At 63.5% G+C, this 14,371-nt stretch carries 17 protein-coding genes; 6 read left to right on the forward strand and 11 right to left on the reverse strand.

The window, feature by feature from the left end; all coding sequences use genetic code 11:
• Nucleotides 1-5: 5 nt before the first annotated feature.
• Nucleotides 6-518 carry a glycosyltransferase gene (locus RB623_RS18435; RefSeq protein ID WP_308058372.1) on the reverse strand — a complete coding sequence of 171 codons (513 nt, stop codon included), beginning with the start codon at nucleotides 516-518 and terminating at the stop codon, nucleotides 6-8.
• 251 nt (nucleotides 519-769) lie between these two features.
• Between RB623_RS18435 and RB623_RS18440 the strand changes: the two genes are divergently transcribed.
• Together RB623_RS18440 and RB623_RS18445 are read left to right on the forward strand one after the other, a co-directional pair.
• Complete coding sequence (locus RB623_RS18440) at nucleotides 770-1,924, forward strand: PA0069 family radical SAM protein (RefSeq protein ID WP_308058373.1); 1,155 nt, start codon at nucleotides 770-772, stop codon at nucleotides 1,922-1,924.
• A 216-nt stretch (nucleotides 1,925-2,140) separates the two neighbouring features.
• The gene (locus RB623_RS18445; RefSeq protein WP_308058374.1) at nucleotides 2,141-2,827 is read left to right on the forward strand and encodes a ribonuclease HII; all 687 of its coding nucleotides are present in this window, start codon (nucleotides 2,141-2,143) and stop codon (nucleotides 2,825-2,827) included.
• A 130-nt stretch (nucleotides 2,828-2,957) separates the two neighbouring features.
• On the opposite strand, the gene RB623_RS18450 is transcribed toward RB623_RS18445, so the two are convergent.
• The 6 genes from RB623_RS18450 to RB623_RS18475 form a co-directional block, all read right to left on the reverse strand.
• Nucleotides 2,958-3,437, reverse strand: a complete 480-nt coding sequence (locus RB623_RS18450) for a F0F1 ATP synthase subunit B (protein WP_308058375.1) — start codon at nucleotides 3,435-3,437, stop codon at nucleotides 2,958-2,960.
• A 10-nt stretch (nucleotides 3,438-3,447) separates the two neighbouring features.
• Entirely contained in the window at nucleotides 3,448-4,089 is a 642-nt protein-coding gene (locus RB623_RS18455) for a F0F1 ATP synthase subunit B (RefSeq protein ID WP_308058377.1), read from the reverse strand.
• 88 nt (nucleotides 4,090-4,177) lie between these two features.
• A complete protein-coding gene (locus RB623_RS18460) occupies nucleotides 4,178-4,402 on the reverse strand; it encodes a F0F1 ATP synthase subunit C (protein WP_091918644.1) in 225 nt (74 codons plus the stop codon).
• Nucleotides 4,403-4,473: 71 nt separating this feature from the next.
• The gene (locus tag RB623_RS18465) at nucleotides 4,474-5,223 is read right to left on the reverse strand and encodes a F0F1 ATP synthase subunit A (RefSeq protein ID WP_308058378.1); all 750 of its coding nucleotides are present in this window, start codon (nucleotides 5,221-5,223) and stop codon (nucleotides 4,474-4,476) included.
• Between the two features lie 39 nt (nucleotides 5,224-5,262).
• A complete protein-coding gene (locus RB623_RS18470) occupies nucleotides 5,263-5,670 on the reverse strand; it encodes an AtpZ/AtpI family protein (RefSeq protein WP_308058379.1) in 408 nt (135 codons plus the stop codon).
• Between the two features lie 235 nt (nucleotides 5,671-5,905).
• Complete coding sequence (locus tag RB623_RS18475; protein WP_308058452.1) at nucleotides 5,906-7,000, reverse strand: cell wall hydrolase; 1,095 nt, start codon at nucleotides 6,998-7,000, stop codon at nucleotides 5,906-5,908.
• 388 nt (nucleotides 7,001-7,388) lie between these two features.
• On the opposite strand from RB623_RS18475, the gene RB623_RS18480 reads away from it, so the two are divergent.
• A complete protein-coding gene (locus RB623_RS18480; protein ID WP_308058380.1) occupies nucleotides 7,389-7,712 on the forward strand; it encodes a type II toxin-antitoxin system RelE/ParE family toxin in 324 nt (107 codons plus the stop codon).
• Complete coding sequence (locus tag RB623_RS18485; RefSeq protein WP_308058381.1) at nucleotides 7,705-8,007, forward strand: helix-turn-helix domain-containing protein; 303 nt, start codon at nucleotides 7,705-7,707, stop codon at nucleotides 8,005-8,007. Before RB623_RS18480 ends, RB623_RS18485 begins: the two co-directional genes overlap by 8 nt.
• 76 nt (nucleotides 8,008-8,083) lie before the next feature.
• Here the strand turns inward: RB623_RS18485 and der are convergent, their stop codons facing one another.
• Nucleotides 8,084-9,517, reverse strand: a complete 1,434-nt coding sequence (gene der, locus RB623_RS18490; RefSeq protein ID WP_308058382.1) for a ribosome biogenesis GTPase Der — start codon at nucleotides 9,515-9,517, stop codon at nucleotides 8,084-8,086.
• A 2-nt stretch (nucleotides 9,518-9,519) separates the two neighbouring features.
• Nucleotides 9,520-10,185 carry a tetratricopeptide repeat protein gene (locus RB623_RS18495; RefSeq protein ID WP_308058384.1) on the reverse strand — a complete coding sequence of 222 codons (666 nt, stop codon included), beginning with the start codon at nucleotides 10,183-10,185 and terminating at the stop codon, nucleotides 9,520-9,522.
• 197 nt (nucleotides 10,186-10,382) lie between these two features.
• Here RB623_RS18495 and RB623_RS18500 point away from each other — a divergent pair, with 197 nt between their 5' ends.
• Nucleotides 10,383-11,390: a polysaccharide deacetylase gene (locus RB623_RS18500; protein ID WP_308058385.1), complete on the forward strand. Its 1,008-nt coding sequence runs from the start codon at nucleotides 10,383-10,385 to the stop codon at nucleotides 11,388-11,390.
• A 39-nt stretch (nucleotides 11,391-11,429) separates the two neighbouring features.
• On the opposite strand, the gene sbmA is transcribed toward RB623_RS18500, so the two are convergent.
• Complete coding sequence (sbmA, locus tag RB623_RS18505) at nucleotides 11,430-12,704, reverse strand: peptide antibiotic transporter SbmA (protein WP_308058387.1); 1,275 nt, start codon at nucleotides 12,702-12,704, stop codon at nucleotides 11,430-11,432.
• A gap of 214 nt (nucleotides 12,705-12,918) precedes the next feature.
• Entirely contained in the window at nucleotides 12,919-13,122 is a 204-nt protein-coding gene (locus RB623_RS18510; protein WP_308058388.1) for a hypothetical protein, read from the reverse strand.
• A gap of 100 nt (nucleotides 13,123-13,222) precedes the next feature.
• Here RB623_RS18510 and RB623_RS18515 point away from each other — a divergent pair, with 100 nt between their 5' ends.
• Complete coding sequence (locus tag RB623_RS18515; RefSeq protein ID WP_308058389.1) at nucleotides 13,223-14,134, forward strand: LysR substrate-binding domain-containing protein; 912 nt, start codon at nucleotides 13,223-13,225, stop codon at nucleotides 14,132-14,134.
• Nucleotides 14,135-14,371 lie beyond the last annotated feature (237 nt).

Here is a 14,371-nt window from a genome sequence, read left to right on the forward strand (position 1 = left end):
TGTCCTCACCCGCGCCGCGGTTCGGCGACCCTGATCTGCGCATCCAGCCGCCGCGAGGCCAGGCCGCGTGCGATCGCCTCGGCACTTTTGGCGGATTTGGCCAGCGCCATCGCCTGGCCCTTGCGGATGACCAGCCCTTCGGCCAACGCCGTCGGTGACGAGAACATGCGCGAAAACAGCGGTCTGCGGTCTTCGCGGCTGCGCGAGAAACGGGCCGGCATCGACTGCTTTGCGATATGGCCGATGACCGCCTCGGTCCAGCCGTCGACCAATCGGGCACCGGGCTCCAACATCAGCAGCCACTCGCCCTTGGCCTGCCTTACGCCGGCGGCGACACCGCCTTCGGCCACATAATGGCAGCCGGCGTGCTCGGCGACGTAGTGCGTCTGGTCGGTCGAGCCATGGTCGCAGACGATCACATCGCGCACGATGCCCTCGACCGCCGCGCCGACCAGCGAGGCCAGAGTGCGGGCAAGCGCCTCCTCGTCGTTCCTGGTCTCGATCAGCACCGTCAGCATTCGTAGCCGAATAGCGAGTTGCGTCGCGAAAGGCCAGCATTGCGGTGCAACCGGTTGTTTTGCAATGCCCGCCGACTGCGCAAGTCTGAACGCTGAGTGGCAGGACATGGCGGGAGTGAAAAGCGCAGAGCCGCTTCCACGCGAAAACGGAAATCGAAAAGTTCTTGATTTGTTCCGTTCCAGCGGATAGGAATAGTTTCATGAACGCTCCGATTCGACATAACGCAGAAACGCCATGGCAGCGCGCGAAAATGGAACAGATCGTGCGCGCAGACATTGCCGCCTTTGGAAGCGGCAGGTCCGAAATGGCCAATGCGATGATCGAGGATAGCGGCGTGCGGGTCGACGGGGACCGCCGGCGCGGACGCGGCGCGGGGGTCAATCCGTCCGGCCGGTTCGAGCCGGTGAGCCGTCACGTCTTCGATGACGGCTGGGAATCGCTGGAAGAGCTTCCACCCTTCAAGACCGAGGTGCAGGTGGAAAAACCGCGCACCATCATCACCCGCAACACCTCGCCGGATATCTCCTTCGACCGCTCGATCAATCCCTATCGCGGCTGCGAGCACGGCTGCGTCTACTGCTTTGCGCGGCCGACGCACAGTTTCATGGGCCTGTCGCCGGGGCTGGATTTCGAGTCGAAGCTGTTCGCCAAGCCGGACGCCGCAAGGCTGCTCGACAAGGAGCTCTCCAAGGAAGGCTATCAGCCGCGCACCATCGCCATCGGCACAAACACCGACCCCTACCAGCCGATCGAGAAGAAATACCGCATCATGCGCGAGGTCCTGGAAGTGCTGGAGGCGCGCGGCCATCCGGTCGGAATCGTGACCAAGTCAGCGCTGGTGACCCGCGACATCGACATTCTTTCGCGCATGGCGGAAAGGGGCCTTGCCAAGGTGGCGCTGTCAGTGACCAGCCTCGACCGCATGCTGGCGCGCACCATGGAGCCACGCGCCTCGACGCCGACCAAGCGGCTGGAGGCGATGCGCATGCTGAGCGACGCCGGCATTCCGGCTTCGGTCATGGTTGCGCCGATCGTGCCAGGCCTCAACGACCACGAGATCGAGCGCATCCTCGATTCGGCGGCTAATGCCGGTGCGCGCGAGGCGGGCTACGTCATCCTGCGGCTGCCGCTGGAAGTCAGCCCGATCTTCAAGGACTGGCTGCTGCGCCACTATCCGGACCGCTACCGCCATGTGATGTCGCTGATCCGTTCGATGCGCGACGGCAAGGATTACGATTCCGAATGGGGCAAGCGCATGAAGGGCTCCGGCCCCTATGCCTGGCAGATCGGCCGCCGCTTCGAGATCGCCGCGAAAAAACTCGGCCTCAACCAGGAGCGGACGCGGCTGCGCACCGACCTGTTCAAGGGAAACGAGGGGAGGACAGAGCAATTGATGCTTTTGTAGGGGAGTAAGGGAGTAGGGGAATAAGGGAGTATAACGGGTTACGGCCCAGTTTCGCGGAAGCCAGTTCTTCCCCTACTCCCCTACTCCCCTACTCCCCTACTCCCCTACTCCCCTTCCGTCAGGCCGCCCCGCCTGACGGAGCGCCTTCCCCGCCCCCGCCCCGACGGCCGGGAAGGCCTTGCGGAGAATCGGAACGGATGCGAGTCTCGCCGCCTCATGGCTCGTTCGTCTTCCGATTCTCCGCCCCTCTTCGACCTCACGGTTAAGCCGGACTTCTCGTTCGAGCGCAAGGCGATGAAACGCGGGCTGTGGCCGCTGGCCGGCCTCGACGAGGCGGGCCGCGGGCCGCTCGCCGGCCCGGTAGTCGCCGCCGCCGTCATCCTGAACCCGAAGCGCATTCCCGACGGGCTGGACGATTCGAAACGGCTGACGGCCGAAGCGCGCGAGACGCTGTTCTCGGCGATCCTCGGCACGGCGATAGGCGTGTCGGTCGCTTCGGTTAGTGCGACCGGCATCGACCGCATCAACATTTTGCGCGCCAGCCTGGAGGCGATGCGTCGCGCGTTCTGCGGTCTGCATGTCAAGCCCCTGCACGCGCTGGTCGACGGCCGCGACGTGCCGCCGGGATTGGCCTGCGGCGCCGAGGCGCTGGTCAAGGGCGACCAGCGCTCGCAATCGATCGCCGCCGCGTCGATCGTGGCAAAGGTCATGCGCGACCGCATGATGGAGAATTGCGGCCGGCTGCATGCCCGCTACGGCTTCGAGAGCCACATGGGCTACGCCACCCAGCGCCACCGCGACGCCATCGGCATGCACGGCGCTTTGCCACGCCTTCACCGCGTCACGTTCGCGCCGTTCCGGATCGAAACGGAGACGGCGGTCGAAATGCTGATCGAGGCGTAGCGAGGGCCTGTTTGTCCGACTTGGCCTGCTTTCTCGCCAAACTGGAAAAACGAAACCTTGCCCGACTGCCATGGAATCAAAAAAGCCGCCGGAGTGCGGCGGCTTTTCGAAACTGGGGCGATGAAGCCGGTCAGTTCAGCCGGCTCTTCAGCGCAGCGAGCGAGGACTTGAACAGGTCGCCGCCGATCTTGGCGTCGACCTTGGCGGCCAGCACCGTGCGGGCCGCCTCGACGGCGATGTCCACCGCCTTGGCGCGGACCTCGTTGACGGCGTCGCGCTCGGCCTGGCCGATCTTCTGCTCGGCCAGCGCGGTGCGCCGCGTCACATAATCCTCGGTCTTCTGCTTGGCGTCGGCGACCAGCAGGCTGGCTTCGCGCTTGGCGTGCTCGACGATGTCGGCCGCGTCCTTTTCGGCCTCCTTGCGCTTGCGCTGGTATTCGGCCAGCAACTGCTGGGCCTCCTCGCGCAGGCGGCGGGCCTCTTCCAGTTCGGCCTTGATCTTGTCGGCACGGGCGTCGAGCGACCTGCCGATGGTGCCCGGCACCTTCAGGTAGAAGACGATGGCGAGGAAGATGATGAGGGCTACGAAAGCCCAGAATGTCGCATCCATGGTCGCCTCCTCAGCCTCTCGCCGCCTTGACGGCAGCCGCGACGGCGGCCTTGTCGGCGCCGCCGACAAGTGAACGCACGATCTCGGCGGCCGTGTCCTCGGCGATGGTTCCGACCTCGTTCATGGCTTTCGCCTTGATCGAGGCAATGTTGGCTTCGGCCGCCGCGAGCTTCTCCTCGAGGGTGGCCTCGACGCGCTTGCGTTCCGCGTCCGCATCGGCGCGGGCGCCGTCGCGGGCCTTCTGGCCGATCGCGTTGGCGTTGCCTTTCGCCTCCGCCAGTTCCTGCTCGTAGGCGGCGACGGCCGCGTCGGCCTCGCCCTTCATGCGCGCGGCCTGCTCGAGATCCTGGGCGATACGATCGCTGCGCACCTCGAGAATGCCGCCGATGCGCGGCAGCACGACCTTCTTCAGGAACAGGTAGAACAGCCCGAAGGTGATCGCCAGCCAGAGTATCTGCGAGGGAAAGCTCGATGGGTCGAACGGCGGGAAAACGCCGCCGCCATGCTCGGCGCCCTGCTCGGTATGACCTTCGAGAGCCGGATGGGCTTCGCCCACGGGATGCGCTTCACCCTCCGGACGCGTTCCGCCCTGCGTATGAGCTTCGCCTTCCGCCGGGGCGGTTTCCTGAGCGTAGCCAGGTGTCACAAACATCTTCGTCCCCTGTCCCACGGTCCGTTGATTGTCAACCGACCATCGGCCGGCCGCTCCATGCGGCCGGCATCCACTTCACCGACAAAAATCAGGTGAACAGGAGCAGGAGGGCGACGAGCAGCGAGAAGATGCCCAGCGCTTCCGTCACGGCGAAGCCGAAGATCAGGCGGCCAAACTGGCCGTCGGCGGCCGACGGGTTGCGCAGCGCGCCCGCCAGATAGTTGCCGAAGATGGTGCCGAGGCCGATACCGGCGCCGCCCATGCCGAGGCAGGCAATACCCGCGCCGATCGCCTTTGCTGCATCTACTTCCATATCAAGCTCCTTGTGGATCAAAATCCGGTTGAGAAATTCCACGATGGCGGCACCGCGCCGCCGAACCGTTCTTAGTGGCCGGGGTGCAATGCGTCGTTGAGATACATGCAGGTCAGCACGGCGAAGACGTAGGCCTGCAGGAACGCCACCAGAAACTCGAGCGCCGTGATGGCGACCGTCATGGCCAAGGGCAGGATCGCGCCGGCGACGCCGACCGCTCCGAGCCCGCTCAGCGAGGTGACAAAACCCGCGAACACTTTCAGCGTGATGTGGCCGGCGAGCATGTTGGCGAAAAGACGGACGGAAAGGCTGATCGGCCGCGACAGGAACGAGATCACCTCGATCAGCACCACCAGCGGCACCAGGATGCCGGGCACCCCCTGCGGCACGAACAGTTTCAGGAAGCCGAAGCCGTGCTTCATGAAGCCGTAGACCACCACCGTGCCGATGACCAGCAGCGCCAGTGCGAAGGTGACGATGATGTGGCTGGTGACGGTGAAGAAATACGGGAACAGGCCGAGCAGGTTCGCGACCAGCACGAACATGAACAGCGAGAACACCATCGGGAAAAACTTCATCCCGTGCGAGCCGGCGGCGTCGCGCAGCATGTTGGCGACGAATTCGTAGGACATCTCCGACAGCGACTGCAGGCGGCTCGGGATCAGGCCGCGGCTCGACGTGGTGAGATAGAGGAAAGCACCGGTGGCAGCGACGGTCGCCACCATGAACAGCGACGAGTTGGTGAAGGAGAAATCCATGCCGCCGATCTCGATCGGAATCAGCTTCGCGATCTGGAACTGATGGATCGGATCGTTGGCCATTCGGCCCCCCTCGTTCGCGGCGCGACGCGCCAGTCAATCTCAATTCCTGTCGCCGTCCTCGGGGCGTTTGGACGCCCTGATGCCGGCATCGGCAATCATTCCCGCCGACCGCATCACATTGAGGACGCCGGCTCCGAACCCGAGCAGCAGGAACACGATCAGCCCCCAAGGCGACGTACCCGCCAACCGGTCGATCAGCCAGCCAAGGCCAGCCCCGACCGCCACTCCGGCGATGAATTCGCTCGACAGCTTCAGCGCCTGGCCATAGCCGGTCACGCTCGACTGCCTGGCTTTGTCTTCCCCGTTGCTCTCGCCGTGGCCTTTCGACGCCAGCGATGCCTCGAGTTTCTGCCTCCGGCGCTCCAGATCCAGATCCGCAGCGCTCGGCCGGCCGCCGTCTCCGGGTCCGGTTTTTCCGGTTTTGTCCGGCGTTTTTCCGCCAGCCACCGCAACCCCCTCGCCCGAACGGGACCGTCCGTCCGTCCGCTTCAAAGTCGCCGGCAACATAGTTAGAGGGCCTGCCCCCGTCAAGCCACGTAGCGACCCGGCGGAAGATGTATTTTCGCTTTAAAATTCAAGTGTTTATGGAAGTGCGACATCCTGACCCGCGTCTGCCGGCGCCGACTCAGGCGCCGCGCCCGCAACAGGCGCCCGTGGCCGGCACCGTCAACGGACCGATCGGTCAGCTCCAGCCGCCGCCATAGGTGCGGTAGAAGATGTGCAGGCCGATCTGGGTCATGCGCTTCATGGCGCGCGCCCAGCCGGGGCTGACATACTGCGCGTAGTAGTGGGTCGACGAGCCCACCTCGGGGATGAAAATCTTGCCGGCCGTCACCGCCATGGCGGTCTCCTCGGCGCGGCGATAATGCCACGGGCTGTCGACGCGATCCTTGATGCCGTCGCAGGCGAAAGAGAACTGGCAGCGGTTCTTCCAGTTGTCGTTCTGGTAGACGACGCCGCAGATCGACTTGGGATAGGTGGGATTGCGCACCCGGTTGAGCACCACCTGCGCGACGGCGGCCTGGCCGCGCGACGATTCGCCCCGCGCCTCGAAATAGATGGCGTTGGCCAGGCATTTCTGCTCCTCCGCCGAGAAAACCGAGGCCGGCAGCGGATTGCTCATCCAGGCGTGATCGCCCTTGGCGACTGGCGGTACGAAGCGGCCCTTGTCGAGCTCGTCCTGCAGCAGCGCCTCGAACGGCGAGGCCCGCGCATAGTCCGGCTTCGGCGGTGCGTAGGCGGTCGCGAGCACGTCGGCCTTCTCGCTGGTGACGAGGGCGGCGAGATAGGCAGGCACGGCGGGATCGGGTTTCTTCTCCTTCTTAACATAGAAGGCGGTGGCGATCTCGATCTCCTTGCCTTTTATGTCCGGCTTGGCGAACGCCATCTTCAGGTCCGGCTCGAGCGCCGGCCGCAAGAACATCGAGGTGCGCTCGAGGATAGAACCGGCGTTGAAGAATTTCGGCGGCGCCACCGGCGCCACGTTGACGATGCGGCCCCTCTTGTCGGCGCGGGCGATGCGGTCCTCGTCGGGGGTCGCCGGAGCGCCGCCCTTGCCGCGGAAGGCGACCGCGCCGATGCCCGGCGCCGTCATACCGCCGCCGGAGATCGACCCGGTGGCGATGTCGCCGTCGGCGAAAGGCAACTCGGCCGCATGCACCGATCCCGCCACGGATTTTTCGATATAGCCGGCCCAGCGTGCCGATGGCGCTTCGGCGCCGGAAACCATACTGCCTATGTCCTGATAGGCGGCGGTCGTCGGAAAGCCGATCCACATGCCGAGGCCAACGACCACAGAAGGAAGCAGCGCGGCTCTGGGCTTCAGGACGAAAATCAGCAGCCGCCAGACGATATCCAGCAGCAAGGCTGCCAGGTTCCGTCCTATGATTGTGCAGACGGAACCGACCCGCACGCCGAGACGGAGCAGCTTTTCGGGGGAGGATATTTCGAAGGCGCGGGCAACGGAAAACCGTTGCGACACAAGATGTCGAAACAAGGATGACTCTCCAGGACGCAACAGCAACCCACTGGAGAGCGAGAGTGAAGCATTAACCTTGATGAGGGGTTAACGGACCTGTTGTGGCGGCAATGAGGCTAATCATGATTGTTGCGCCAATGGCGTATTTTCCATTGCCTCTGCATTTCGATACGTCTACGATGCGTGCGTGGAAATCGTTCGCACCAGGCGCTATCTGAAAGACATCAAGCGCCTCGCGCTGACCGATCTGGAGATCAGGACGCTTGAGCAGGAAATCGCCGCCAATCCACAGGCGGGCGCTGTCGTCTCGGGCCTCGGCGGTATCCGCAAGATCCGGTTCGGTTTCGGCGGACGCGGCAAACGAGGCGGCGGCCGCGCCATCTACTTCCTGATGCTTGCCGACGACAGGGCGTTCATGCTGTTCGCTTACGCCAAGAACGAACAGGAAGACCTTACGCAAGAGCAACGCCGCGTGGCGCTGGCGCTCATCGAGGAGATCACCAATGGCTAAATCGACGAATTTCGGAGATGCGCTGGTCGAGAGCCTAGAGGAGGTCCGGGCTTGGAAACGCGGTGAAATCGCGTTGGAGACAGTCCGGGTAGACCCGATGCCGGCGGAAAGAATTCGCGCCATTCGAAAGGCCGTCGCCAAGTCCGCCAAGGAGTTCGAGGCGAGGTTCGGCATTCCGGCTGCGACCGTCAACAACTGGGAACAGGGCCGCCGTTCTCCCGATCCGGCCGGTCGCCTGCTTCTCAAGGTGATCGAGAGCGACCCGGAGGCGGTGGAACGCGCAGCCAAGCGCTGACCTGTTGAGGGCTAGCAGACCGCGGGAGGTAGCGTTTCCAACCGTCGAGCTGCGTGACGGAACCTGGATAGCGGCCCTACCGCTTCCTCGCCTTGCCCGCATAAGGATTGTCCGACGCCCGCAGCGCGATGCGGATCGGCACGCCCGGCATGTCGAAGGCGTCGCGAAGACTGTTCGACAGATAGCGCACATAGGATTGCGGCATGGCGTCGGGGCGCGAGCAGGAGACGACGAAACCCGGCGGGCGCGTCTTGGCCTGGGTGATGTATTTGATCTTCAGCCGACGCCCGGCGACGGCCGGCGGCGGGTGATGCGCCAGAATGCCTTCCAGCCAGCGGTTCAGCCGGCCGGTGGAGACGCGGCGGTTCCAGACGCGATGCGTCTCCACCACCTCTTCCATCAGCCTGTCGAGGCCCCTGCCCGTCTCCGCCGAGATCGGCACGGCGCGCAGGCCGCGCGCCTGCGGCAGCAGCCGCTCGGTCTTTTCGCGCAACTCGGCAAGCGTGGCCTGCGGCGTGTCGATCAGGTCCCATTTGTTGAAGGCGATCACCGGCGCCCTGCCCTCGCGGATGATCAGGTCGGCGATCTGCAAGTCCTGCTTCTCGAAGGGGATGGTCGCGTCGAAGACGACGATCACGACTTCGGCGAATTTCAAGGCGCGCAGGCCGTCGGCGACCGACAGTTTTTCGAGCTTCTCCTGCACCTTCGCCTTGCGGCGCATGCCGGCCGTGTCGAACAGCTTTATCTGACGGCCGCGCCAATCCCAGTCGACCGAGATCGAATCGCGGGTGATGCCCGCCTCCGGGCCGGTCAGCAGCCGCTCCTCGCCGATCAGCGCGTTGATCAGCGTCGATTTTCCGGCATTCGGACGGCCGACCACGGCGATGCGCAACGGTTTCGTGTCGTCATAGGCCGGCTCGCTCTCGGCCTCAGCCTCGGAGATATCCTCGCCGACCAGCACGTCGCTTTCGGCCGGCGCATCGTCGTCATCGTGCTCATCGGGAAAGCAACGGTCCTCGCCCAAAGCCTCTACGATGGCGTCGCGCAGGTCCGGCATGCCCTGGCCGTGTTCGGCCGAGATCGGGATCGGCTCGCCCAGCCCCGCCTCCCAGGCCTCCAGCAGGCCGGCCTCCGAGGCGCGCGATTCCGACTTGTTGGCGGCCAGCACCACCGGCTTGCCAGCGCGGCGCACGATATCGGCGAAAGCCTTGTCGTCCGGCAGCAGGCCGGCGCGCGCATCGACCATGAACACCACAAGATCGGCCTCGCGGATGGCGATCTCGGTCTGCTGGCGCATGCGGCCCTGCAAGCTCTCCGGCGCGGCCGTCTCGAAGCCGGCGGTGTCGATCACTTCGAAATTGAGGTCGTAGAGTTTGGCGGGATGGACGCGGCGGTCGCGGGTAACGCCCGGCGTGTCGTCGACCAGCGCCAGCTTCTTGCCGGCCAGGCGGTTGAACAGCGTCGACTTGCCGACATTCGGCCGGCCGATGATGGCAACCTTGAAGCTCATCTCTAGAGCGCGGCGCCGGAGCCGCGGATCAGTTCCGCCATCATCGAAGCGCGCTCACGGGCGTTGCGCGGCGCGGTGTCGTCGCTCGCGATCTGATCGAACAGCGCCAGCGCGTCCTTGGCCTTGCCTTCCTTCCAGGCCGACAGGCCGAGCGCCTCGCGGGCGGAATGGCGCAGCATGTTGGCGTCGTCGGTGAGCACCTCGACACGGGTCGAGACGTCCTGGTAGCTGCCGTTGTCGACGAGGACATAGCCGGCGCGCAGCCGCGCCATGTCGCGGATCGCCCGCGGGATCGCGTTGTCGGCGGCGACCGCGTCGAACTCCTTCACCGCGCCGGCGAAATCGCCCTTGTCGGCGAGCACGGTGGCGGCGCGCATGCGGGCAAGCAGCGGATAGGCGCCATGGCCGTCGGCCTCGAGCGCCTTCAGCGCCGCCAAAGCCTCGTCCTGCTTGCCTTCGCTGGACAGCCTCAGCGCCTGCGAAAAGGCGTCGCCCGAGGTGTTTGCCTTGGACGTCTGCCAGTACTCCCAGCCGACCCAGGCGGCAGTGGCGAGCACGATGGCGAGGGCGATGCCGATGCCGATGGGCCCATAGCGGTCCCACATGGCGCGCGCCTGCGCCTGGCGGTACTCCTGGTTGACTTCGCGGATAAAGCTGTCGTCCGACATGGGTTTTTTGCCGTTTTCGCCACGCGGGCTGTTGAGCCTGCCTTGTAGCGGAAATTTGTCGGCATGGAAGGGGTTTTGGCCGGACGCGGCCATTTGCCGGCGCTTAGGCAATATGCGTTCGTGCGCAACCCGTTCCAATCCGCGCCACAATCGTGGCATAGCGCTGACAAAAATCATCCGCCTGCCCAAGAGTGTCCATGTCCGCGTTGATGCGTCGCGCCCTGTCCGCCCTCGCCTGCCTGGCGCTGTCGCCCGTGGCCGGCGCGGCGCAGGCCGAAAACATTCCGGCAAAGCCGCATCAGGTCGTCATCATCTCGTTCGACAATTCCAATCCAATCGAATTGTGGCAGCGGAGCCGGACGCTGGCGGCGACCACCGGCGCGCGCTTCACCTATTTTCTCTCCTGCGTCTTCCTGCTTTCGCCGGAAACGCGCGGCATCTACCAGGCGCCGGGCCAGAAGGCCGGCCGCTCCAATGTCGGCTTCTCGCCGTCGAAGGAGGACGTGAAGGCGCGGCTCCAGCAAATCTGGCTGGCGCGCGCGGAAGGCCACGAGATCGCCAGCCACGCTTGCGGCCATTTCGACGGCGGCAAGTGGAGCGCGGCCGACTGGCAGCGCGAGCTGACCTCCGCCTCGACCATTTTGCGCGACGCCTGGCGCATCAACAAGCTCACGGGCGAGCCGCAGGGCTGGCGGCATTTCGCCCGGCACGAGATTCTGGGATTCCGCGCGCCCTATCTGTCGGCCGGCAAGCACCTCGACCCCGCACTTGCCGCCGCGGGCTACCGTTACGACGCCAGCGGCGTCTCGCGCGGCCCGGCGGCGCCCGACGAAAAGAAGGGCCTGATGCGCTTCGCCCTGCCGCAGATCCCGGAGGGACCGGCGGGCCGAAAAGTGCTCGCCATGGACTACAATCTGTTCGTCCGCCATTCCGGCGGCTTCGAGCGCAGCGACAACGACGGCGCCTTCGAGGAGCGCGCGCTTGCGGCTTTTCACGCAGCCTTCGACAGGCAATATTCTAGCGACCGCACGCCGCTGCAATTCGGCTTCCACTTTACGCTGATGAACGACGGCGCCTATTGGCGGGCGCTGGAGCGTTTTGCCCGCGACGTCTGCACGCGTGCCGACGTCGACTGCATCAGCTATGCCGACTACGTGGCGCGCCGCGAGAAGCCGGCGCTCGTCGGCGGCGATGTGGGCGGGTGAGGCTGGCGCGCCGACGCTCGTTGAGCCGCCCCGTGTTTCCTATTTGGCGTTCTCTTGGACCGACGCGCCGCGCTGTTGTTGCTCTAGGAAATGCCGGTCTATTTCCGGCAGAGGTCCACCATACAGTGTCGCCTCGAAAGCGCGCAGACGTTTGTAGATAGAGATCAATTCGACGATTGTCGGCCAGGCATTAACCAAATACTGGAACGAGCTTGAAACTTGGCCGAACGCGGTCAATATCTGCTGCCAGATGCCCAAGGTAATCTTTCCAGCGGCGATTGTCGGGATTAGGAGAACACTGATGAAAATCGCATTTACCTGACCAAAGCTAGATCGAACAACATTAAAATACCCGTAATGAAAATAAAGATTGAAGTAGTTTCTTCGAACATTCGCAAACAATTCCCTAGCTGTCTCTGGTCGAGCTCGATCGGCGTGATCTTCACCATAGACTAACTCCTTTCGATATGCCGCCTCCACTCTTTGGTTTTTAAACTCAAGACCCGGAAGTTTGATACCGGCCATCGCAAGCAAAGCAGTTCCGAAGATCGCCCAGAGAAGCGCGGCCACGACAAGCGAATAAGGTATCGAACCAACAACAGGCAACTCGGTGATATGCGCCGACAAACCAGCCAACACAGGAAGAAACGCGATCAATGTTAAAATAGAATCCGCAAACGCAACCCCCAAACCTTCCACTGTTGTCGAAAACCGCATGGTGTCTTCCTGGACACGTTGCGACGCGCCTTCAATGTGACGGAGCCGGTCCCAGTTGGCCATGTAGAATTCATTCATCGCCGTGCGCCAACGAAAGATATAGTGACTGACTACGAAGCGAGTCACCACGAAAATGGCGACGCCAAACATTGCCAGCCACATGAAGACGATGGTTAGGCTGTAGAGTTCACTCGGCGAGACAGAGCCCGGAGTGGTTATCGCTCGCTGAAAAAGGTCAAAGAACGGCCTTCTCCAATTGTTGATCGCAACATAAATCTCGACATCCAGATACGTTGAAAACAATATGAACGCCGACACAAGGATCGACCAGTCCTGCCAAGGATGGGGTGCGAAAAAGCGCCAGAACAAATAGAACGCGGCCAAAAATACTGCAAAATAGATGTAAAACCAGATGAACGGACCGGACCAGAAAATTGGAAGGCCAAGGATTGGATCCACGCCTGCAGGCGCTGGTGGCATACCAAAAGCTGCGCCCAGTTGCTGTCCGCCAAAGAACCAGAACAAAATTCCGAACAGGGTCCAAACGGCCAACGAGATGAAGAACAACTTCGGCCTGGGAAAAAAGGATACAAACACGTCAGCGAAATCCTTGCCGGAGGCGCCAGGGCGCGGTGGATCAGGCCGGCATGAAGTCACACTTCGCCGTCGAAGGAAATGCGCACATGCCGCCGCCGGCCGGCACATTGCCGTGAATCATGGCGATTTTGGCACGCTATCGGAACCAAGCGCTATCAGCGGACCAGGGTGTGTTGAGATTCAGATGATGTCGGCCTGACCTGAATCTCACACCCTAATGCAGCGCCTCAAGCCCCTTCGGCTCCGCCGGCAGCCGGTAGCAGCGATTGAACGGCAGGTCGGCGAGTTCGCGCGGCGACATCGCCGCGATGTCCGGATGCGTCAGCGGATCGCGCCACCAGGTCTGGCTTTCGGAGGGCGCATCCGCCGGCTCGAACAGCACCTGGCCGACCGCTTCGACGATTGAGAGAAACTTCATATTCGCTCTCCTTTTCGTTTCTCGATGATGGTATTTTGGGCCGATCCGTGCTCCTTTCAATCAAGAAAGCCAGCGCCCTTGGATTAGAAAAACTAAACTCATGAAACTCAACACGGTGCATCTGAACGGCCTGCGCGCGGTGGAAGCCGTGGCGCGGCTGGGCTCGCTGCAGAAGGCTGCGGAAGAGCTCGGGGTGTCGCCAAGCGCCGTCAGCCAGCAGGTGGGGCGAACGGAGGCGCAGATCGGCCAGGTGGTTTTCGACCGGACGTCCTCGGGGCTTCAGCCGACCGGTTTTGGAAAAGAGTTCACCGGAAAACTGTCTTCCGGATTCCGCGAACTGGAGGGCGCGGTGGCGATGGCCGAGCGGGCGAAAACCTGCGTGCTCGCCGTCTCGGTCGCGCCGGCATTCGCCTCGAAATGGCTTTTGCCGAGACTTTCCAAGCACTTCACCCTCTATCCCGAAGTGTTTCTGCGGATCGACGCCTCGACAAAACTGGCCGATCTGGACCATTCGGACATCGATATCGCGATCCGGATGGGGGATGGAAAGTGGCCCAGGGTGCGCACCGAGTTGCTGATCGCGCAGGAGATCTTTCCGGTGTGTTCGCCGGCGGTGGCCGAGACGCTGAAGCGGCCCGCCGACCTGGCGAAGACCTGGGAGATCATCGACGAAAGCTCGATGTTTTCATGGAATCAATGGTTTAGCGCAGCAGGCGTCGAGCCGGTCAGGATGCTGCCGGGCGCGAGATTCACCGATCCGATGCTCTGCCTCGATTCGGCGATCGCCGGCCACGGGGTGACCTTGGCTTGGCAATTGCTCGCCGCCGACGCCATGGCTGATGGCAGGCTGGTGGCGCCCTTCGGCGTGCGGGCGACGAGCGGGCTCGGCTACTGGATGGTGACGGCGCAGGCCGAGCGCGAACCGAAAAAAGTCAATCAATTCAAAGCCTGGATACGCGGCGAGATCGCCCAGACCATCAACCAGTTCGGCCCGCTGGTCTGCGCACAATAGGGCGGCAACGGCGCCGCGCGGCACCGTGTGAAGCGCGGAAGATCAAACGTTTTCAACAGGTTATGGCGGAACCACGTGTCCGACCGCGCGATTCGCTTGATTCGAAGGCGTTTTTCGGGCCGATTCCCTTCACGTTTCGGCACTTCGCCTTCACGGCAGGGCCAAAACGCTTCACGCGTGCGTCTTCGTTTTTCACTACCCCGCCGTCGTCACATCGTCGCCGCTTTGCGGTGGCGG

It is taken from the genome of Mesorhizobium sp. LHD-90, from assembly GCF_030929505.1.
GTDB lineage: Bacteria > Pseudomonadota > Alphaproteobacteria > Rhizobiales > Rhizobiaceae > Kumtagia.